This window comes from Enterobacter sp. SA197, assembly GCF_054131575.1.
Map to the genome: position 1 here is coordinate 4,001,310 of NZ_CP096393.1, position 20,760 is coordinate 4,022,069.

The 20,760-nt window shown below is 54.2% G+C and carries 18 protein-coding genes and 1 pseudogene; 4 read left to right on the forward strand and 15 right to left on the reverse strand.

Annotated features, from left to right (window positions below; all coding sequences use genetic code 11):
* Window positions 1–6: 6 nt before the first annotated feature.
* Together lplT and aas are read right to left on the reverse strand one after the other, a co-directional pair.
* Window positions 7–1,201, reverse strand: a pseudogene (lplT, locus tag M1D91_RS18750) (lysophospholipid transporter LplT).
* Window positions 1,194–3,353: a bifunctional acyl-ACP--phospholipid O-acyltransferase/long-chain-fatty-acid--ACP ligase gene (gene aas, locus M1D91_RS18755; RefSeq protein ID WP_437433695.1), complete on the reverse strand. Its 2,160-nt coding sequence runs from the start codon at window positions 3,351–3,353 to the stop codon at window positions 1,194–1,196. Before aas ends, lplT begins: the two are co-directional and overlap by 8 nt.
* 612 nt (window positions 3,354–3,965) lie before the next feature.
* Between aas and galR the strand changes: the two genes are divergently transcribed.
* A complete protein-coding gene (galR, locus tag M1D91_RS18760; RefSeq protein ID WP_437433696.1) occupies window positions 3,966–4,973 on the forward strand; it encodes an HTH-type transcriptional regulator GalR in 1,008 nt (335 codons plus the stop codon).
* Here the strand turns inward: galR and M1D91_RS18765 are convergent.
* From M1D91_RS18765 to M1D91_RS18785, 5 genes are read right to left on the reverse strand one after another with little or no spacing between them, the layout of a single operon-like run.
* Window positions 4,970–5,419 carry a GNAT family N-acetyltransferase gene (locus tag M1D91_RS18765; RefSeq protein ID WP_437433697.1) on the reverse strand — a complete coding sequence of 150 codons (450 nt, stop codon included), beginning with the start codon at window positions 5,417–5,419 and terminating at the stop codon, window positions 4,970–4,972. The two genes, galR and M1D91_RS18765, sit on opposite strands and share 4 nt — an antisense overlap.
* A complete protein-coding gene (locus M1D91_RS18770; RefSeq protein ID WP_437433698.1) occupies window positions 5,416–6,189 on the reverse strand; it encodes a GntR family transcriptional regulator in 774 nt (257 codons plus the stop codon). The genes M1D91_RS18765 and M1D91_RS18770 overlap by 4 nt, the downstream gene beginning before the upstream one ends.
* Before the next feature lie 59 nt (window positions 6,190–6,248).
* Entirely contained in the window at window positions 6,249–6,566 is a 318-nt protein-coding gene (locus tag M1D91_RS18775) for a PTS sugar transporter subunit IIB (RefSeq protein ID WP_437433699.1), read from the reverse strand.
* Between the two features lie 9 nt (window positions 6,567–6,575).
* Window positions 6,576–8,003 (reverse strand): glycoside hydrolase family 1 protein, encoded by a 1,428-nt coding sequence (locus M1D91_RS18780; RefSeq protein WP_437433700.1) that lies wholly within the window; start codon window positions 8,001–8,003, stop codon window positions 6,576–6,578.
* Between the two features lie 11 nt (window positions 8,004–8,014).
* Window positions 8,015–9,352: a PTS sugar transporter subunit IIC gene (locus tag M1D91_RS18785; protein WP_437433701.1), complete on the reverse strand. Its 1,338-nt coding sequence runs from the start codon at window positions 9,350–9,352 to the stop codon at window positions 8,015–8,017.
* A gap of 289 nt (window positions 9,353–9,641) precedes the next feature.
* On the opposite strand from M1D91_RS18785, the gene M1D91_RS18790 reads away from it, so the two are divergent.
* Window positions 9,642–10,655, forward strand: a complete 1,014-nt coding sequence (locus M1D91_RS18790) for a LacI family DNA-binding transcriptional regulator (RefSeq protein ID WP_437433702.1) — start codon at window positions 9,642–9,644, stop codon at window positions 10,653–10,655.
* Window positions 10,656–10,866: 211 nt separating this feature from the next.
* Here the strand turns inward: M1D91_RS18790 and lysA are convergent, their stop codons facing one another.
* A complete protein-coding gene (gene lysA / locus M1D91_RS18795) occupies window positions 10,867–12,129 on the reverse strand; it encodes a diaminopimelate decarboxylase (protein WP_437433703.1) in 1,263 nt (420 codons plus the stop codon).
* A 116-nt stretch (window positions 12,130–12,245) separates the two neighbouring features.
* Here lysA and M1D91_RS18800 point away from each other — a divergent pair, with 116 nt between their 5' ends.
* Complete coding sequence (locus M1D91_RS18800) at window positions 12,246–13,172, forward strand: LysR family transcriptional regulator (RefSeq protein WP_437433704.1); 927 nt, start codon at window positions 12,246–12,248, stop codon at window positions 13,170–13,172.
* On the opposite strand, the gene M1D91_RS18805 is transcribed toward M1D91_RS18800, so the two are convergent.
* The 3 genes from M1D91_RS18805 to kduI all read right to left on the reverse strand — a co-directional run bounded on the left by M1D91_RS18805 (window position 13,169) and on the right by kduI (window position 15,638).
* Window positions 13,169–13,861 (reverse strand): aspartate/glutamate racemase, encoded by a 693-nt coding sequence (locus tag M1D91_RS18805; protein WP_437433705.1) that lies wholly within the window; start codon window positions 13,859–13,861, stop codon window positions 13,169–13,171. The genes M1D91_RS18800 and M1D91_RS18805 overlap by 4 nt on opposite strands.
* 115 nt (window positions 13,862–13,976) lie before the next feature.
* Window positions 13,977–14,738: a 2-dehydro-3-deoxy-D-gluconate 5-dehydrogenase KduD gene (kduD, locus tag M1D91_RS18810; RefSeq protein WP_437433706.1), complete on the reverse strand. Its 762-nt coding sequence runs from the start codon at window positions 14,736–14,738 to the stop codon at window positions 13,977–13,979.
* 63 nt (window positions 14,739–14,801) lie between these two features.
* Window positions 14,802–15,638 (reverse strand): 5-dehydro-4-deoxy-D-glucuronate isomerase, encoded by an 837-nt coding sequence (gene kduI, locus M1D91_RS18815; protein WP_437433707.1) that lies wholly within the window; start codon window positions 15,636–15,638, stop codon window positions 14,802–14,804.
* Between the two features lie 750 nt (window positions 15,639–16,388).
* On the opposite strand from kduI, the gene dinQ reads away from it, so the two are divergent.
* On the forward strand, window positions 16,389–16,472 hold the full coding sequence (gene dinQ, locus M1D91_RS18820; RefSeq protein ID WP_437433714.1) for a damage-inducible type I toxin DinQ: 84 nt from the start codon (window positions 16,389–16,391) through the stop codon (window positions 16,470–16,472).
* Between the two features lie 104 nt (window positions 16,473–16,576).
* Here dinQ and M1D91_RS18825 read toward each other — a convergent pair whose 3' ends face one another.
* From M1D91_RS18825 to M1D91_RS18840, 4 genes are all read right to left on the reverse strand, one after another.
* The gene (locus M1D91_RS18825; protein ID WP_437433708.1) at window positions 16,577–17,758 is read right to left on the reverse strand and encodes an acetyl-CoA C-acetyltransferase; all 1,182 of its coding nucleotides are present in this window, start codon (window positions 17,756–17,758) and stop codon (window positions 16,577–16,579) included.
* 155 nt (window positions 17,759–17,913) lie between these two features.
* Window positions 17,914–18,726, reverse strand: coding sequence for a MetQ/NlpA family ABC transporter substrate-binding protein (locus M1D91_RS18830; RefSeq protein ID WP_437433709.1), 813 nt, complete (start codon window positions 18,724–18,726; stop codon window positions 17,914–17,916).
* 144 nt (window positions 18,727–18,870) lie between these two features.
* Window positions 18,871–19,539 carry a methionine ABC transporter permease gene (locus M1D91_RS18835; RefSeq protein ID WP_437433710.1) on the reverse strand — a complete coding sequence of 223 codons (669 nt, stop codon included), beginning with the start codon at window positions 19,537–19,539 and terminating at the stop codon, window positions 18,871–18,873.
* Complete coding sequence (locus tag M1D91_RS18840; RefSeq protein WP_437433711.1) at window positions 19,532–20,551, reverse strand: methionine ABC transporter ATP-binding protein; 1,020 nt, start codon at window positions 20,549–20,551, stop codon at window positions 19,532–19,534. Before M1D91_RS18840 ends, M1D91_RS18835 begins: the two co-directional genes overlap by 8 nt.
* Window positions 20,552–20,760 lie beyond the last annotated feature (209 nt).

The window sequence follows — 20,760 nt, forward strand, 5'->3', positions numbered from 1 at the left end:
TCTCTGTTAGCGACGTCGCTGCCAGACCCACAATACGGTAATCGCCAGCGCGAACAGAACACCGAAGCCGACGCCTACGCCGACAACGGGCACACCCACCTTCACCGCCAGTGAGTAGAGCCCCAGCATCAGTAACATAGCCGTGTTCTCACCGAGGTTCTGCACGGCGATGGCGTTTCCTGCGCCGACGGTACGTTTCCCCCGCTCCTGTAGCAGCGCATTAAGCGGCACAACAAAAAAAACCGCCCAACAGACCAATCAGCATCAGAATGCCGTAGGCCGGAAGTAATGCATGTTGTAACGAAAAGAAGGCGACCGCCACACCAATCAAAATCCCGGCGGGCATACAGCGTGCCACCTTCTCAAGGGTCACAAGCTTCGCGGCCAGTCCGGCACCTGCCACAATGCCTACCGCCACCATCGCGTTAAGGTAGGTAGGAGTAGCATTATCGGTGATGCCGAGCGCCACGGGCACCCACAGCACTAACAGGAAGCGCAGCGTGACGCCTGCACCCCAGAACAGGCTGGTACCGACCAGGGAAAAGCGTGTTTCACCGTTACGCCAGAGCACGGTGCAGGCCGTGAAAAAGCTGCGGGTCATTGGCGTAAAGCGCCACGACTGCCCGGGCCTTGCAACCGCCAGACGCGGGATCATGAGGTTTGCCGCTACCGCACCGGCATAGACCAGTGCACACACGCTGAGTGCAGCCAGTACGTGCCAGTCAGCCAGAATCCCCCCGGCCATTGAACCGAGCAGGATAGCGGCAATGGTTGACGACTCCATCAGCCCGTTCGCTTTCACCAGCTTATCGCCGGTGGTGAGTTCCCCAAGAATGCCGTACTTCGCCGGGGAATACGCCGCCGCCCCCACGCCCACCAGCGTATAGCCAATGAAAGGGTTGATCCCCACGCAAATGCAGGCCGCGCCAAGCAGTTTGAGGCCATTGGCCACCATCATCACGCGACCTTTGGGGAAGCTGTCTGCCACCTGCCCGACGAAAGGGGCAAAAACAATGTAAGCGCCCACAAACACCATTTGCAGGACAGGTTGACTCCAGTCGGGGTAAAACTCAGCCTTGAGTAACGCCAGCGTCGCGAACAAAAGCGCATTGTCACCGAAGGCCGAGAGAAACTGGGCGGCAACCACCGCCTTCATGCCCCGGGACCACAGCGAGGTGTTAGTGTGTACTGACTCATGCATGTTGGGTGTCTGCCTCTTCTACCATATTTTTTAAGGTCACAAAGTCAGGCTTCCCGCTGCCCAGCAACGGTAACTGCTTGAGGAAACGAATATCGCGTGGTACCGCCAGTTCCGGCACCCCCTGCGCACGCGCCTGCTGCGACAGTTTTTCTCGCGTCAGCGCGTCATCGGTAGTAAACAACACTAATGCTTCACCTTTACTGGCATCTGATTTAATCGCCGTGGCGTGCATCTTCTCCGGAGAGACCGCGAGCGCCAGCTGCTCAACCATCTCCAGCGAAATCATCTCCCCGGCGATTTTGGCAAAGCGTTTGGCACGTCCCTGAATCTGCACAAATCCCTGTTCATCAAAACGGACGATGTCGCCGGTGTCATACCAGCCTGCTTCTGTTTCACCTTGCGCATTTTCTGCCGACGGGGCTTCAAGCACGCCCGGACGTTCTACCCGCAGATACCCGTTCATCACGTTAGGGCCTTTTAACTGCAAACGTCCACCGTCTTCAATGCCGGGGACCGCCATAAGACGTGCATCCATGCCAGGCAGAATACGCCCCACCGTGCCGGGTTTCGCCGCCATCGGCACGTTGATTGACACCACCGGCGCACACTCCGTTACGCCATACCCCTCCAGAATGCGCAGGCCAAATTTGTCCTGCCAGATCTGCCGCGTGCTCTCCTGGAGTTTCTCCGCGCCGGCAACCACATAACGCAAACGGAAGAAATCATAAGGATTAGCAAAGCGGGCATAGTTGCCAAGGAAGGTAGAGGTGCCAAACAGCACGGTGCAGTTACGGTCGTAGACCAGCTCTGGCACGATGCGGTAGTGCAACGGGCTTGGATAAAGGAACACTTCGGCCCCGGTCAGCAGCGGTGTAAATAGCCCAACGGTGAGGCCAAAGGAGTGGAACAGCGGCAGTGCAGACATAAAGCGATCGTTGGCAGTGAAGTCGGCAATGGTTCTGATTTGCTCGACGTTCGCCAGAATGCTTTTGTGGCTGTGCACCACCCCTTTCGGATTACCCTCGGAACCCGAAGTGAAAAGAATGATGGCCGGATCTTCCGGTTTTTGCGGCAGTTGCGCCAGCCCTGGCATCACTACGCGGCTGAAGATCCACAGCTTATCCTCCAGCGTTACGCTGCCTTTCAGATCTTCTAAATAGACCCAGCGCACCTGCGTCAGTTGTTCAGGCAGGTGCCAGAGCTTGCCTTTGTCCATAAAGGTGCGCGAGGTAAAGATGGTTTTAAGCTCCGCCGCCGTAATGGCGCTGGTCAGCCCTTTCACCCCGGCGGTGTAGTTCATCATTGCCGGGATGCGACCACGAGCAATGGCACCGAAAATAACCGCCGCGCTAATGGCAGCGTTTGGCAGCATCAGACCGATTTTGTCCCCAGGCGCGGTGTATTTATCCAGAATACGGGCGACGAAAAGCGTCTTGGTGAGCAATTTGCGGTAGGAGTCAGGGGTGAAATTAATATCTTCCACACAAGGCTTATTCGCCCCATAACGATATTGTGCTGACAGGAAAGCCTCATACAGGGTTTCACGTGGACGCACCGCCATACGCGCTTCCATCATGATCTGATGCAGCATCTCCCCGGCCATTTTACGACGATCGCGGGCACGAGGTGCGTCCGGCATAGGTACGTGGGTCGCAGGCAAAATATGCAGATGAATACGCGGGAAGAGGCGGCGTCTGACCAGCCCTTTCAGACGGCTGAAAAAGGTCAATTCCGCTCCTTCAATACGCACCGGCACCACGGTTGCGCCAGACTTTGCCGCCACAAAACCGGCACCATCGTAAATCTTCATCAACGAGCCGGAGACCGAAATGCGCCCCTCGGGGAAAATCACAACCGGGCGCCCTTCACCAATCAAGCGTACCAGGTGCTTTATCGACATCGGCTTCGTTGGATCAAGGGGAACGAAATCAATAAAGGGTTTCAGCCATCGCATATACCACTGGGTGCTGATGGAGCTGTAAACCGCGAACACGGGACGAACGGGCAGGAACAACGCAAGCAGAATACCGTCAATAAACGAGACATGATTCGGTGTGATAAGTACGCGGTCCCCTTTCAGAGCCTGCGTATCGCCAGTCAGTTGCACACGAAACAGGACGCGAAAAAGTTCGCGGAAAAAGCCAAATAACATTTCAACTCCTTTTGTCAGTCGATTCGACGAGAGATGCGTAAATTGTGGCAGATTACACGAGAAGTGGGGCGGGAGAAATTAAGGCGAAAAAAAACCTGCGCATCTGCGCAGGCTGGTGCAAAAAATGAGTACGAAAAGCGTACTGAAAAATTCACCTATCAATACCTCTGGGATCTTGATTGTGGTTGCCGGAGGACGGGCTTTCCACCGGAAAAAAGCAAGCGAATGCCCCTAAGTGCAACCAGGTGTGTCGAAGGGTTTTTACTGTTACAGATGGATGAAAGGCAAAAAAAAACCTGCACATCTGCGCAGGTCGGTGTAATTCAAGTGCTCAACCCTCAGGGTTGACTTCACCTATCAATACCTCTGGGATAATCACTTTAGCAATGGGTATCCCGGCCGCTCCAGCGGTCAAAAGCAACAGCCCTTCGCAAAGTGTAACTAAAGGTATTAATTGTGTTTTTCAGGATATATTTGTGGTGTAACAGTTTCACCACCGGGCACTGTGTCAGGTCACGTTTATGTAATGCGGCACATCAACCTTCTTGATTAGCCACTGTATTCCCGTACCATTAGTCTCCGTGTAACCGCTTCCCCCAATGAAGGTATGCAATGGCGACAATTAAAGATGTAGCCCGGCTTGCAGGTGTTTCTGTCGCCACGGTATCCCGCGTTATCAATGACTCTCCTAAAGCCAGCGAAAGCTCACGGCTGGCGGTAAAAACAGCAATGGAGAGCCTGAGTTATCACCCCAATGCAAATGCCCGCGCGCTGGCGCAGCAGTCAACGGAAACGGTCGGTCTGGTCGTAGGGGATGTGTCGGATCCCTTCTTTGGGGCAATGGTTAAAGCGGTTGAGCAAGTGGCTTCCGCCACGGGCAATTTCCTGCTGATTGGCAATGGGTATCACAACGAACAAAAAGAGCGTAACGCCATTGAACAACTGATGCGCCATCGCTGTGGCGCACTGGTGGTACATGCCAAGATGATCCCGGATGAAGAGCTCATCGGATTAATGAAACAGATGCCCGGTATGGTGCTGATCAACCGTATTGTTTCCGGCTATGAACAGCGTTGCGTAGCGCTCGATGATCGCTATGGTGCCTGGCTTGCCACCCGTCACCTTATTCAGCAGGGTCATACCCGTATTGGCTATCTCTGCTCCAACCACGAAATTTCCGATGCTGACGATCGCTTGCAGGGCTATTACGATGCGTTGAAAGAGCATGGACTTCCCTGTAACGACCGACGTGTAACCTTTGCGGAACCGGATGAAAGCGGCGGCGAGCAGGCCATGACGGAGCTGTTAGGGCGCGGCAAAAACTTTACCGCCGTGGCCTGTTATAACGACTCGATGGCCGCCGGGGCGTTGGGTGTGCTGAGTGATAATGGTATTGCGGTTCCGGAGGAGATCTCGTTAATTGGCTTTGATGACATTCTGGTCTCACGCTACGTGCGGCCTCGTTTAACCACCGTGCGCTATCCGATTGTAACGATGGCAACTCAGGCCGCCGAGCTGGCGCTGGCGCTGGCGGAAAACCGCCCGCTGCCTGAAATCACTCATCTGTTTAACCCGACGCTGGTGCGACGCCATTCGGTTATCACACCGCAGGAAAGCTAAAGCGTAAAGCGGTAAAGGTGGACGGTCGTGTCCGGGTAATCGAGGCCGTCACCGATATAGTGCCAGCCAAAACGCTCATAAAAATCGCGGCAGGCAGAGTAAAGGTGCAGCTGCGCAAAGCCCATTTCACGTGCGTAATCAATCACGTGTTGCTGAAGCAGACGCGCCAGCCCTTTTCCCCGCGCAGCCTCATCCACGTAGAGCGCGGCAAGCCACGGGAAGAGATCCTGACGGCTGATAAGATCGCAACGCCACAACCCAACCGTACCTGAAAGCGTCTCGCCGTCCAGAAGCACGAAAGTCAGTGGTAACTCACCCGGCCGCTGGCTGTGTTCAATGATGCTCGCGAAAAAGGCCCGCGGCAGAGCGTCACCAAACTCACGCCACAACCACTCGGTCACCTGTTCTGCATGCCAGGGGACCTCGTATAAGGGAACCACCTTCACATCAGTTTCCCCTGAAAAATTGGCACCGATTCAAACAGATAACCGTCAAAGTCCGGGGCATCTTCGTCCGACAGCTCCAGCAAACTCTTTTTTACATTCTCAAGGTGCTGCCACATGGCCTGCCAGGCTCCCATCACGTCGCGGCGGCGCAGCGCAGCAAGCAGGGTTTGCCTGTCGCCAAGCCACTTTAAGCGGTAGGGGCGGCTGGCAATGTGGACGTTGAATTGTTGCCATAGCGGGCTGCTGTCCATGTGGTGCCAGACGCTCTCCACAGTTGCCAGTAGCATCTGATTTTGCGATGCCCCCGCCAGCACCAGGTGAAACATTTTACTGTTGTCCTGTGAGGTGTCGTTCAGGGCGATGGCACGTTGTTCCTGCTCAAGGATGCGGCGCAGGTTGTCGATGTCCGCCCGCGTCGCCATTTTGGCCGCGAAAGCGGCAATATTGCTCTCCAGCAGCTGGCGAGCTTGCAGGATTTCGAACGGGCCGACATCGCTGCTTAAAAAACGCTCTTCTTCGTTTTCGTGCTCCTGAGGGATACGCATGACGTAGACCCCCGAGCCCTGACGGATATCCACCGTACCCTGTAACTCGAGCATCAACAGTGCTTCGCGCACGATGGTGCGGCTGACGCCATATTTTTCCGCAATATTACGCTCTGGCGGGAGGCGGGAGCCCACGGGATAGTGGCCCTGGATGATTTGTGCTCGTAAATCTTCGCCAATCTCCTGGTACTGTTTTTTCTCCGGCGGGATGACGGCTTTTTCCACAGAATCACCTATTGATAGAATGAAAAGCGCGGGCCGGGGAGTGCCCCGGCCTGAGGGCGCTATCTTACCAAACTTAGCGCCTGATCGAGAACTTTCGCGCCATTTAAGGTGCCGTAAGCAACCGAATCGATAACATCGACAGGGATGTTATATTCATCAGTAAGCTTTTTATTTTCCGCCAGTTTGAATCGAACCTGCGGCCCCAACAGTACCGCGATAATCTCACTGTTATGGCTTTCCAGTTCATCACGCAGACTCTGTTCTGCAATAGCGTAGATCTTCAGTTCCAGCCCACGCTCTGCCGCCGCTTTCTCCATTTTTGTGACCACCAGCGACGTGGACATCCCGGCCGAGCAACATAAAACGATGCGTTTCATCACAGCTCCTTATTTCCATTCATCATCAACGGTCAGCGTAAGCTGCCGCTCTTTGCTTAAGCGGCGATACCAGTGCAGCGACGTTTTCGCCCGCCTGTCGCGGTTGTTCTCAAGATCTATTTCCACCAGCCCGTAGCGGTTCTTAAAAGCGTTCATCGGCGAAACGTTGTCGGTAAATGCCCATAACATGTAGCCCTGGCAGTTAGCCCCGTCTTTCCGGGCGCGGAGCGTCTGATAAAGATGCTCGCCAATGAAGGCAATGCGGTAATCATCTTCAATTACGCCATCGCTATTACGAAACTGCCCTTCGTTCTCAACGCCCATACCGCTCTCGGCCACAAACCAGGGAATGTTGCCGTACTCGTTTTTAATGCGCATCGCCATGTCGTAAATGATGAACGGACCGATTTCCCAGCCGCGGGATTTGTTCATTCGTCGGCCCGGCAAGTCGAATGGCTCGTAATAATAGGCCGGATGGAACGGCGTTTCGGGGTGCCAGGCGCGGGAAGGCGCTTTCACCCGGTGGGGGTAATAGAGGTTAATGCCCAGCTCATCAACGGTATTCTCCCGGATAATCGCCAGCTCCTCATCGGTGTAATCCCAGCTCACCTGATGCTTTTCCAGCACCACGAACAGTTCCGCCGGATACTCCCCCTTCACCATCGGGTCGAGAAACACACGGTTGTAAAAGAGATCGTACATTTCAGCGGCACGCAGGTCGTGAGGCGCACGCGAGCGTGGGTAAGTGACCTCCGGGTTGAGAATACAGCCCACCGTACCCTCATAGCCCTTCTCCCTGAATAGCTTCACCACCTTCGCCGTAGCGAGATTTTTATGGTGATTCCACTGCATCCAGGTTGAAGTGTTCTGCTCGTAGGGCCAGCGCAGCGCATCCAGGTAGACACGGGTTTGCACCACAATGGGTTCATTAAAGGTGAACCAGCGCGTCACTTTTTGATGAAAGCGTTCAAAGACTTTTTCGACATACAGCAGGTACAACTCAACCACTTTTTTCGACGCCCAGCCCCCGTAGGTTTCCAGCAGGTAGCCCGGCAGCTCGTAGTGTTCGAGGCAGATCATCGGTACGATGCCCTGTCGCGCCATCTCCGCAAACAGCGCGTCGTAATAGGCGGCGTACTCTTCATCGACTACACCCTTTTCGTAGTCGGTCAGAAAACGCGACCAGTTAATTGAGGTGCGGTAATGGGTCAGTCCCGCATCTTTCATCAACTGCACATCTTCGCGAAAACGGGTATAGAACTGCGTTGCCACCGCCGGGCCGAAGCCCTCATGCCAGACGTGTCTGTCATTCTTGTACCAGAGATCAGGCCACGAATCCTGGCCCTCTTTTTTGCCCTCCCAGCCTTCAGTTTGCCAGGCCGACGCCGCCGCGCCCAGAATAAACGACGGCGGAATGGATACGGTTTTTACGCTCACGTCACGCTCCTTCAGACATTTTTCGCCACATCAGCCGACTCCGCCTGGCGCTGCGCCTGCTCGGCACGGCGGGAGGCAATTTTCACAAATGGCAGGTAGATAATGATGGCAGTGAGTATGCAGATAAGCTGCGTCACCACCGCTCCCATTGAACCCGCGGTGGAAAGCCAGGCGTTGATGAGCGGTGGTGTGGTCCAGGGCACCATTACCACGGCTTTGCCCGCAAAACCGGTGACGGTAGCGAAGTAACCAATCGATCCGGTGACCAGCGGGGTAATGATGAAGGGGATCGCGAGGATCGGATTTAGCATGATGGGCATCCCGAAAATCACCGGCTCGTTGATGTTAAAGATACCAGGGCCAATCGACAGCTTGGCTATCTCTTTCATCTCTTTACGTCTGGTGGCAATCATCACCGCAATCAGCAGGCCGATAGTCAGCCCGGAGCCGCCAATGCTCATGTACACATCCCAGAACGGCATGGTAATGATGTTGGGTACCTCTTTACCCTGCTCAAAGGCGGACATATTGACAGTGATGGCCCCCAGCAGCAGCGGCTCACGAATCGGTTTGATCATCTGGTTACCGTGGATGCCAATCACCCAGAAGAGTTGGGCGACAAACATCAGCAGCAGAATACCCGGCAGACTTTGCACAACGCGCTCAAGCGGCTGCTGCACCACCTGATAGACCGCGTCGTACAGGTACATACCGGTTATCTGATGGAAGACAAAGCCGAAGGTGGCAATCACCGTGGTGGTGATAATCGCCGGGATCAGCGCAGAAAATGAGGCCGACACGTTAGGCGGCACCGTATCGGGCATCTTGATCTTCAGGCCGTCTCGAGTCTCCAGCCAGCAGTAGATTTCCACTGACAAAATGGCGATAAACATGCCGAGGAACAGGCTACGGGTATCAGAGAACTGGCGCAGCAGTACATCTTTCACCACGTGCATCTGCCCATCCACCAGCATCTCCACGGTGGTAGGGGTCACGCAGATAAAACAGATCACCGCGAGCAGGCCAGGAAAAAGCGTTTTGATGCCATTAATCCGGCCAAGCTCAATGCCAATTAAAAACACCGCGCCAATATTAAGAAAGTTCAGCGTGGCATAGTTGATGGCGCTGGTAATGGGTTTAAGCGCTGCCAGGAAGGAGAGCGACTCAAAGCTCGCCAGCCCGTTTTTAGGATCCAGTACCATATTGGAGATCAGTACGGAAAACGCCCCGACGATGATCACTGGCATCAGGGTGATAAAGGAGGCTTTGATCGCCATGATGTAGCGATAGCTGTTGAATTTGGTGGCAAAACTACCCAGCGAATCGATGAGTTTTTCCTGTAGAGCCATGCGTAAGTACCTCGGTAAAAGGGCTTTATTATGATTGCAGGTATACAGCTCACTACCTATTGGTATACCAAAAATAGACATTGGCGAAAAATAGTTCTGTGATTCACCTCGCAACCCCGTTCCTGGTATCCCAAATCAAATGATCTTTATTTATTGGCATACCACCTTATGAGTGACAGGGAATTTCTGCGTAACGCCTCGGGAAAGCCCAATCGCATGCCTATCAGCCCCTTAATCCCGGTAATGAGTGTGGTAAACTGCTGCTCTTCACGTGAAACAGGAACGCGTCATGGCGACAATGCTGGATGTCTCACTGCGTGCGGGCGTCTCCAAAGCGACGGTTTCTCGCGTACTGAATGGCACAGGACAGGTTAAAGAAAGCACCCGCAAACAGGTTTATCAGGCAATGGAAGAACTGGGATACCGCCCCAACTTTCTTGCCCAGTCGCTGGCCAATCGCACCAGTAACAGCATCGGCCTTGTGGTCTCCTGTTTTGATGGTTTCTATTTTGGCCGTTTACTTCAGCAGGCCTCACGTCAGTCAGAAGCGCATGGTAAACAGTTGATTGTGACGGACGGGCATGACACTCCCGAACGGGAAGAGATAGCCGTACAAATGCTGGCCGACCGTCGCTGCGACGCCATCATTCTCTACACGCGCTTTATGAGTGAGAAAGCCATTGCCCGGCTGATTAACATTACGCCAGTACCGCTTATCGTGATTAACCGCGAGCTGTTTCAGGCCCATGATAAATGCGTCTTCTTCGAACAGCAGGACGCTGCGTTCCAGGCTGTCGATTACCTCATCAGCCAGGGGCATCACGATATTGCCTGCATCACCACGCCTATTCATACGCCGACCGGTAAGGCCCGTTTAATGGGCTATCGTAAGGCGCTGGAGAAACACGGTATCCGCTGGGATCCGGCTAAGGTGAAATACGGTGACTCTTCCATGACCCAAGGGTATGTGCTCTGCCAGGAGATATTGCAGGAAGGCGTGAAGATAAGCGCGGTATTCGCCTGCAATGATGATATGGCTCTCGGTGCTTCAAAAGCGCTGCACCAGGCCGGGCTTAACATTCCCGAAGACATTTCGCTGTTTGGCTTTGATGATGCCCCCTGCGCGCGCTGGCTGGAGCCGGGGTTATCGACTGTCTACTTGCCTATCGACAGCATGATTACCACCGCCATCGACCAGGCTATTAAACTTGCCAGCCAGCAGGAGATTGCAGCGATTCCGCCCTTTACCGGTACGCTGGTGTTGCGCGACTCGGTCACTACCGGGCCGTTTTTCCGGGGGTAGTGAGGGCGGGCTGATGCCCTGTCTCTAGTCCTCTCCCACGAGAGAGGGCCAGGGTGAGGGGGGATTGTATGTGGGTACGGACGGTCCCCTCGCCCCTCCGGGGAGAGGCCCAGGGTGAGGGGAATTGTACGCGAGCACGAACATTTCCCTCTCCCTGAGGCAGAGGGTCAGGGTGAGGGGGAGAAGACAGCGCGGGTGAAAACCATTGCCCTTAGATCAGCTCCAGCGCCAGCAGCTCTTCAATGGTCTGACGACGACGAATCAGTCGCGCCACACCGTTATCAAACAGCACTTCCGGCAGCAGCGGGCGGCTGTTGTAGTTCGATGACATTGATGCGCCATATGCCCCAGTATCATGCAACACCAGATAATCCCCCGGCACCACTGCAGGCAGGGCGCGGGTTTCCACCTTGCCACCTTCCTGTTGGGTAAAGACATCGCCCGATTCACACAGCGGCCCGGCCACTACGGTGTCAATAGTCGGTTGCGCCGTTAAATCGCGCCCGTCTGCGGCAAGCGCAGTAATATGGTGGTAACTCCCGTACATTGAGGGGCGCATCAGATCGTTAAAGCCGGCATCAATCAGCACAAAATGGCGGCTCCCCATCGCCTTCACGCTGCGTACCTGGGACACTAATACCCCGGACTCCGCCACCAGGAAACGCCCCGGTTCGATCTCCAGCTTCACCGGATGACCGAGGTGTTTTGCGACCTGCTCACGCGCCGCATTCCACAGGCTGAAGTAGTGATCGGTATCGACACCCTCTTCCCCTTCGTGATAGGGGATCGAAAGGCCACCGCCCGCCGAAATTGCCTGTAGATCCTGACCAAACTCCACTACCTGACGCACCATCGCACCGCACACCTGCTCCAGGTGCGCGTAATCCACTCCCGAACCAATGTGCATATGAATACCCACCAGTTGCAGGTTGTAGCGTTGCATCACCGTCAGCGCCGCAGGAAGATCGCTGTGCCAGATACCGTGTTTGCTGTTTTCGCCGCCAGTGTTGGTTTTCTGGCTATGGCCGTGACCAAACCCCGGATTGACGCGCAACCACACCGGATGGCCGGAAGAAACCTCGCCCAGTTGTTCGAGCATGTCAACCGACCCCGCATTCACTGGAATGCGCAGCTCGCTGACGCGGGCAAGCGTGGCGTCATCTATCACATCGGCAGTGAAGACGATATCTTCGGGGTGGGTTTTCGGGCAGTAACCCGCGGCCAGCGCGCGTTCAATTTCCCCCAGTGACACCGAATCGACCTTCACGCCCTGTTCGCGCATCAGACGCAGAATATGAATATTTGAGCAGGCTTTTTGCGCAAAACGTACCACATCAAACTGCGTCAGTCGGGCGATCTGGTTGCGAATAATCTGCGCGTCGTACACCCAGACCGGGCAGCCAAATTCAGCAGGCAGGCGCAGCAGGTTTTCTGCATTCAGGTCGGTATCAGTTTGTGTCAGTGGGCGTGGCATAGCGGACTCCATCAGCAATTTTTACTGATTACGCCACATCATGAAGAGAATAAAAAATATCGTTTTATCGAGAGTCTATGCAAAAATGATATAGGTTAAATGACCAGGACATTGCCATGCCCGCTGTAAATCTGCGCCACATTGAAATATTCCATGCTGTCATGACCGCTGGCAACCTGACCGAGGCCGCTCAGCTCTTGCACACCTCGCAACCCACAGTCAGCCGCGAACTGGCACGCTTTGAGAAAGTGCTGGGCTTAACCCTGTTTGAGCGCACGCGTGGTCGGTTACACCCGACGGTACAAGGATTAAGGCTTTTTGAAGAGGTTCAGCGCTCCTGGTATGGGCTGGACAGGATAGTGAGCGCTGCTGAAAGCTTACGGGAGTTTCGTCAGGGGGAGCTGTCGATAGCCTGCCTGCCGGTCTTTTCTCAGTCTTTTCTGCCGCTGCTGTTACAGCCTTTTCTCGCCCGCTACCCGGACGTCAGCCTCAATATTGTGCCGCAGGAGTCGCCGCTGCTGGAAGAGTGGCTCTCCGCCCAGCGCCACGACCTGGGGATCACGGAAACCATCAGTTCCCCGGCGGGCACCGAGCGCACCCCGCTGCTGACCTTTAATGAGGTCTGCGTGCTGCCGCAACATCACCGGCTGGCACACAAGGCCGTGCTAACCCCTGAAGATTTTCATGCTGAGAATTACATCAGCCTGTCGCGTACCGACAGCTACCGGCAGCTACTGGATGCCTTATTCAGTGAACATCAGGTAAAACGCCGGATGGTGCTGGAAACCCACAGTGCGGCATCGGTATGCGCGATGGTTCGGGCGGGGGTAGGCATTGCAGTGGTGAATCCGCTGACGGCGCTGGATTATGCCGCCAGCGGCGTGGTGGTGCGCCGCTTTAGTGTCGATGTGCCCTTTACGGTGAGTCTTATACGCCCGCTTCATCGCCCCGCATCAGCACTGGTGGAAGCCTTTAGCCGCCATTTGCAGGCGTCCATGCCGCTTATTACCCGCCCACTGGAGAGGGTACTTGATGCGATTTAGGAGAGCATAAAGTTCACGGCGTCGGCTGCATGGATTGCGGCCGTATCAAAGACCGGAACGGGTGACTCAGCCTGAGGGACCAGTAAACCAATTTCGGTACAGCCGAAAATCACCCCCTCCGCGCCCTGTTCCGCCAGTTGCGCAATGAGCTTCACATAATAGTCACGGGACGCGTCACTGAAGGTGCCAAGGCAAAGCTCGTCGAAAATAATCTGGTTCACGCGCTCGCGGTCGGACTCACCCGGAATCAGCGTTTCGATAGCGAACGCATCGCTCAGACGCCCGCGATAGAACTCCTGCTCCATGGTGTAGCGTGTGCCCAGCAGCGCCACTTTGCGTTGCTTTTCCGCCACGATGGCACGCCCGGTCGCATCCGCAATATGCAAGAAGGGTACATCACAGCGCGCTTCGATTTGCCCGGCGATCTTGTGCATCGTGTTAGTGCAGAGCACAATGCCCTCGGCGCCTGCGTTTTGCAGGCCAACGGCGGCATTCGCCAGAATCTCCCCCGCGTTTTCCCACTCCCCGCTGCGCTGGCAGACTTCAATTTCGTGGAAGTCGACGCTATGTAGCAACAGGCTCGCAGAGTGTAGTCCACCGAGTTTCGCCTTCACGCCTTCGTTAATCAGGCGGTAATAAGGAATAGTTGATTCCCAGCTCATCCCCCCCAGCAACCCTATCGTTTTCATCGTCTCTCTCCGTCGAAGTGAAACTACAGTCAAACAAAGTCGGGGGCGAGTTTCAAGGCGTCCTGCGGACATAAAAAAACCTGCCCGAAGGCAGGTTCTTGGCTCACTCAGCGAATTAGCGCGCCAGCCAGCCGCCGTCGACGGCAACGGTGTAACCGTTGATATAGTCAGAGGCTTCAGACGCCAGGAACACAATCGGTCCCATCAGATCGCTCGGCAGACCCCAACGGCCAGCCGGGATACGCTCAAGGATTGCCGCGCTACGCTCTTCATCAGCACGCAGCTGTTGAGTGTTGTTGGTCGCCATGTAACCCGGTGCGATGGCGTTAACGTTGATTTTATGCTGCGCCCACTCGTTCGCCAGCAGACGGGTCACGCCCATTACGCCGCTTTTTGATGCTGTATAAGACGGTACGCGGATGCCACCCTGGAAGGAGAGCATAGAGGCGATGTTGATGATTTTGCCGCCGTTACCCTGCGCGATAAAGTGCTTCGCCGCAGCCTGAGACATAAAGAACACGCTCTTGATGTTCAGGTTCATTACGTCGTCCCAGTCCTGCTCGCTGAAGTTGATGGCATCTTCGCGACGAATCAGACCGGCGTTGTTGACCAGAATGTCGATTTTACCGAACTCAGCAACCGCACGGTCCAGCAGCGCCGGAATACCGTCGATTTTACGCAGGTCAGCAGTCAGGCTCAGGAAGCGACGGCCCAGTGCGGTGACGCGCTCGATGGTTTCAGTCGGCTCAACGATGTTGATACCCACAATGTCACAGCCTGCTTCTGCCAGACCCAGTGCCATACCCTGACCGAGGCCGGTGTCACAACCAGAAACGACGGCCACTTTACCTTGAAGAGAAAATGCATCCAGAATCATGTCTGTTCCTTAATCTTTCAGCGCCTGCATCTTGCAGGCATATTGTGCTAATGCCTGCTGCGCTTAACGCAGATCTTTTACCGCGACGTGGTCCATGTCATCAAAGACCTGGTTTTCACCCACCATACCCCAGATGAAGGTATAGGCTTTCGTACCCACGCCTGAATGAATCGACCAGCTTGGCGAAATCACGGCTTGTTCGTTCTGCATCACGATGTGACGCGTTTCCTGTGGTTGCCCCATCATGTGGAATACGCAGGCATCTTCTTCCATATTGAAGTAGAAGTAGACCTCCATGCGACGCTCATGGGTATGGCATGGCATGGTGTTCCACAGGTTGCCCGGTTCAAGAACCGTTAAGCCCATGCTGAGCTGGCAGGTTTCCAGCACGTCCGGCACAAAGTATTTATTGATAGTGCGACGGTTACTGGTGAGATTGTCACCCAGGGTCACTGGCGCAACGTCAGCCGGGGTCACTTTTTTGGTCGGGTACGTCGTGTGTGCGGGTGCGCAGTTGTAATAGAATTTGGCCGGGGTCGCGGTATCGACGCTCGCGAATACCACCTCTTTCGCCCCTTTACCCACATACAATGCATCACGGTGGCCAATCTCATAGCACTGGCCGTCAACGGTGATAGTGCCAGGGCCGCCGATATTGATAACACCCAGCTCGCGGCGCTCCAGGAAGTAGCTTACCCCCAGCTGTTTGCCTACTTCACCGCCTACAGAGACGCTTTTAGCAACCGGCTTGATACCGCCAACAATAATGCGGTCAATGTGGCTGTAGACCATGGTGTACTCGTCATCAACGAACACCTTCTCAACAAGAAACTCATTGCGCAGGCCCTGGGTGTCCAGTGTTTTAGCGTGCGCGCTGTGGATGCTTTGTCTTACTTCCACATTAACCTCCAAAGTCAGTTATCTAACCTGAATGTCACCTGGTATTGCCAGGAGCATTCTGCCGTAATCACTATGCGCACATCTTAGCCCGCTTAAAACCGCTTTTCAATGTTAAATAAAACAACGTTTCAATTTTTCTGTTTTATATTTCTAAATCTGCAAAGAGGATCACGAATGAGGTATTTAAACGGGCGCTATCAGACTGTTAGCTGAAGAGGGATTATTATTTTAACCTTTAAAAACATTAGGTTATGTAAATCTTTATATTTTGACAGCAAAGCAGCGTCTTTCCTGCATGAAATCAAAGACAGGCATTCCCTGCAAAAAAGCCTGCAAATTATCTTTTCATTTTTATGGTTTTTTTTTATAAATTGCGCGGGACATCACAACAAATGAAACGATGTTTTGATAAATTTACACCTCGTTTTTGAACGCAAAACTTCACAACATACGCGTTTCAGTAAACGGTTCGTTTGAGGTGAAAAGAGAAATCATGACGCCGGTTGACAGGTTTCGTCGTCCGGTCTGTTTTGAGTTAGTGTTTCTGTAACTGGCCTTGCCCTCCCTGGTGGAGGGCTTTTTTTTGCATAAAAAAACCCAACGGGTGAGGTTGGGTTTTTCCCGCTCCAGGATTCAGCTAACGGCTCTGATCGAAAGGGAACGCACTTCATCTAACACTGAGCGCAACTGCTGATACAGGCAATATACGAGCTTTCAGCAAGCCGCCCTCTCCACGTTGTGGAGAAACGGATGAGCGTTTTTATCGAAAAAGCGATCATCGTGCTTAAAGCCCTTATTGGCTTTCTTGAACTTATTCGCTACTTCCTGGAGTAACAGGGCGTAGGGAAAACGTAACTCAGGCCGGGTAACTCACCATTACCCGGCCTTTAAAATTTACTAATCAGCCAGGCATTCGATTTATCACGGAAAATCCCGGCTTAATCGCGCTCAATAGCCAGCGCCACGCCCTGGCCGCCACCAATACATAACGTCGCAAGCCCCTTGCGGGCACTGCGTTTTTGCATCTCATGGACCAGAGATACGAGGATGCGGCAGCCGGAGGCACCAATCGGGTGACCAAGCGCAATGGCTCCACCGTTCACGTTGACCCGCTTTTCATCCCACTCAAGGATTTTCCCCACTGAGAGCGCCTGCGCGGCAAAAGCCTCATTGGACTCAATCAGATCAACATCGCTTAACTGCCAGCCCACCCTTTCAAGGCAGCGCCGGGTGGCATAAACCGGCGCTATGCCCATTAATGCAGGATCGACACCCACGCTTGCAAATGTCCGGATGCGCGCCATTACCGGCAGATTCAGCTCCAGCGCTTTGGCTTCACTCATCATCATCACCGCTGCCGCGCCGTCGTTGACAGGTGAAGCGTTGCCCGCCGTCACCGAACCGGCAAGCTCAAACGCGGGGCTAAGTTGCGCCAGTCCCTCTGCGCTGGCATCGGTGCGTGGCTGTTCATCAGTGTCGACAAGCAGCGTGCGGCCATCCGCTGTCTGGGTTTTGACAGTGACGATCTCATCGTGAAACCGCCCTGAATCTATCGCCGCGCGGGCTTTTTGCTGTGACCGTAACGCCCACTCGTCCTGATGTGCACGGCTGATGCCGTATTCACGCGCCAGGTTTTCTGCCGTCACGCCCATATGGTAATCATTAAAAGCATCCCACAGCCCGTCATGGACGAGACTATCGATAAGCTGGCTGTTGCCCAGCGGCGCACCGGTTCGGCTGTCGGTTAACACGTGCGGGGCGCGGCTCATATTCTCCTGACCACCGGCAATCACGATGTCCGCTTCACCGCACTGGATGGCCTGCGAAGCCAGATGCAGCGCTTTCAGCCCTGAGCCGCAGACATCATTAATGGTGATCGCCGACACCGTCATTGGCAGGCCACCTTTAATCGCCGACTGGCGGGCAGGGTTTTGCCCGGCACCGGCGGTCAGCACCTGGCCCAGAATCACTTCATCAACAGAATGCGGATGCACACCGCTGCGGTCGAGCAGCGCCTGCACGACGTAGCTCCCGAGCTCTACAGCAGAATGGGTCGAGAGCGCCCCCTGAAAACAGCCGATAGGTGTGCGAACCGCAGCAACAATAACGACATCTTTCATTTCTACCTCGCGCAAGTTAATCCGGGCAATAGTAGTACGTTGTTATCAACAAATTTCGTAATTGTTTAAAATTGGTGAGATTTATCACACAGGATCAAGAAGAGGGCTTCAGGCAGGAAAAACAGCGGAGGATCTCTCCTCCGCCTGAGGGGCAATTAGTTGTTAACCGGAATGACAGCACCTTTATATTTGGTGCGGATCCACTCCTGAATCTCTTTGGAGTGCAGCACGTTCACCAGGGCTACGATATCTTTTTTCTTCTCGTCGCCACGGTGCACGGTGATGATGTTGGCATACGGGTTGTTCTCGCCGCTTTCAACCGCAATCGGATCTTTCACCGGATCCAGACCCGCATCGATGGCGTAGTTGGCGTTGATGACCACCGCGTCACCTTCGTCGTTGTTATACATCTGCGGCAGCAGAGCCGCTTCGACGTTCGGCAGGAACTGCAGCTTTTTCGGGTTTTCCACGATGTCGCTGATGCGCGCAGTCACTTTATCCACGCCCGGTTTCAGCTTGATCACGCCCTCTTTTTCGAAAATAGAGAGGATACGACCTTCTTCTGAGACCGCATCACGCATGATGACTTTGCCACCCTGCGGCAGGTCTTTCAGAGACTTATGCTTTTTGGAGTAGATGCCAATTGGCTCAATATGGATAGCACCGGCGCTGACGAAATCATAGGTCTTATCGTCTGCATGGTCTTTCAGCACGCTGTTCAGGTAAGGAATGTGCTGGAAGTAGTTAGCATCAATTTCACGGCCCGCCAGCGCGGTATTCGGCAGGATGTAGTCCTGGAACGGTTTGATCTCCAGATCGATACCCTGTTTTGCCAGAATCGGTTTCGCCTGCTCCAGAATTTCCGCATGCGGTACGTTAGAGGCACCCACGGTCAGGGTGTCTGCCCAGGAGGAGAAGCTCAGGGCGCTTAAGGTGACGGCGGCGAGCAGTGTCAGTGTTTTTTTCATGTTGTTGGTTTCCATTATTTTATTTGCCTAAGTCATTCGGATTACATGTAGCTGGCAGAGCGTGCCCCCTGGCGCTTACTGAAGTAAGTGACAGGGGTGAACAACGTAGTCAGCGCACATGCAACCTGAAGGACAACGGGTAAATTAGCGTTTATCTAACAGAGAAGTTATGACGTCGCCGCAGTACTGAATGATGAAGACAATGACCAGTATGGTCGCCGTCGCCACCAACGTAACGTCGCCGTGGTTTCGCTGGAATCCTTCCAGATAAGCAAGATTTCCTAATCCACCCGCACCGATAACCCCGGCCATTGCACTGTAGCTCACCAGAGCAATCAGCGTGACGGTAATCCCGGAAACCAGTGCCGGTGATGATTCAGGCAGCAACACCCGAAAAATTAACGTGCTTAAACGCGCGCCCATCGAACGGGTCGCTTCAATCACCCCTTTGTCTACCTCGCGCAGGGCGATTTCGACCAGACGGGCATAGAACGGTGCAGCGCCGACAATCAGCGCAGGCAGCGCGGCATTCGCTCCGAGGATCGTTCCGACAAGGGTCTTGGTGAACGGGATCAGGAGCACAATCAAAATGATGAACGGAATCGAGCGGAAGACGTTCACCAGAATGGAAATCACGCCATACAGGGCACGGTTCTGGAACAACCCCCCTCTGGCGGTAAGAAACAGCGCCAGGCCAAGGATAATTCCCAGCACGAAGGTTGCTGCCCCGGAGAGTGCCGTCATGTACAGCGTCTCCTGGGTAGCCGCCCACAGTTGTTCAATTTTCAGGTGGGGAAATAATGTTTCAAGCATGGGAAATCACCTCGCCTTCAATATCGCTTTGGCGTAAATCCGCGAGGATATTGTCTACTTGTTCTTGTGTGGCTACGACATGCACCCAAAGCTGACCAAACACACCGTGGGCGGTTTGCGTCATCTTGCCGTGCAGAATGTTAAAAGGCAGGCCGTAACGCAGGGTCAACTCCCCAACAATCGGCTTATGCGTACTATGACCGGTAAAGGTCAGCTTAATCACCGTCCCACCCAGATCGCTGTTGAGATCAGGGTTAAACTCATCTTCTTCATACTGACCAATCTGGCGCACGAACTGGCGGGTGATCGGCTGCTGCGGGTGGGTAAAGACGCCGATAACGTCGCCCTCCTCGACCACTCTGCCATTTTCCATCACCGCCACGCGGTCGCAGATCTTACGCACCACATGCATTTCGTGGGTAATCAGTACAATCGTCAGTTTGAAACGACGATTAATGTCCAGCAGCAGATCAAGGATCTGATCGGTGGTTTGCGGGTCCAGTGCCGAGGTTGCTTCATCACACAACAGCACATCCGGGCTGTTGGCCAGCGCTCGGGCAATCCCTACGCGCTGTTTCTGCCCGCCGCTCAGTTGCGATGGATAAGCATCCTCACGGCCTTTCAGCCCCACCAGCTCAATTAACTCAGCAACTCGCGCCTTAATCGCCGCTTTAGGTGCCCCCGCAATTTGCATCGAAAAAGCGATGTTTTCACTGACGGTGCGCGACCAGAGCAGGTTGAAGTGCTGAAAAACCATACTGATCTTCAGACGCGCCTGGCGCAGTGATTCGCCGCGTGCCGCAGCGATATCCTGACCGTTGATCACCACGCTACCGGTAGTGGGTTTTTCCAGCCCGTTCAACAGGCGGATCAGCGTACTTTTCCCGGCACCGCTATAACCGATAATCCCGTAAATTTGCCCCTGCTCAACCGACAGATTAACGCTATCCACAGCGGTAATTGACGCCTTTCCCTGGCTAAAAATTTTGGAAATATTCCTGAGAACGATCATTGCGTTAATGTTTCCGTTTTGGCGGTTTAGCAGTATGGATGTCCAGATGATAATAATCAGTCATGAATTTATTTCAAATAACTAAATAGCCAATGCTTATACCTTTTTGCGCTAAGCGCCGACGAAATGCATCATTCGGCGTTATGGATATTTTCAGTAATGGATAGCTAAAAAATGTATATCGCAGCGACGATAACCCGGTAAATCGC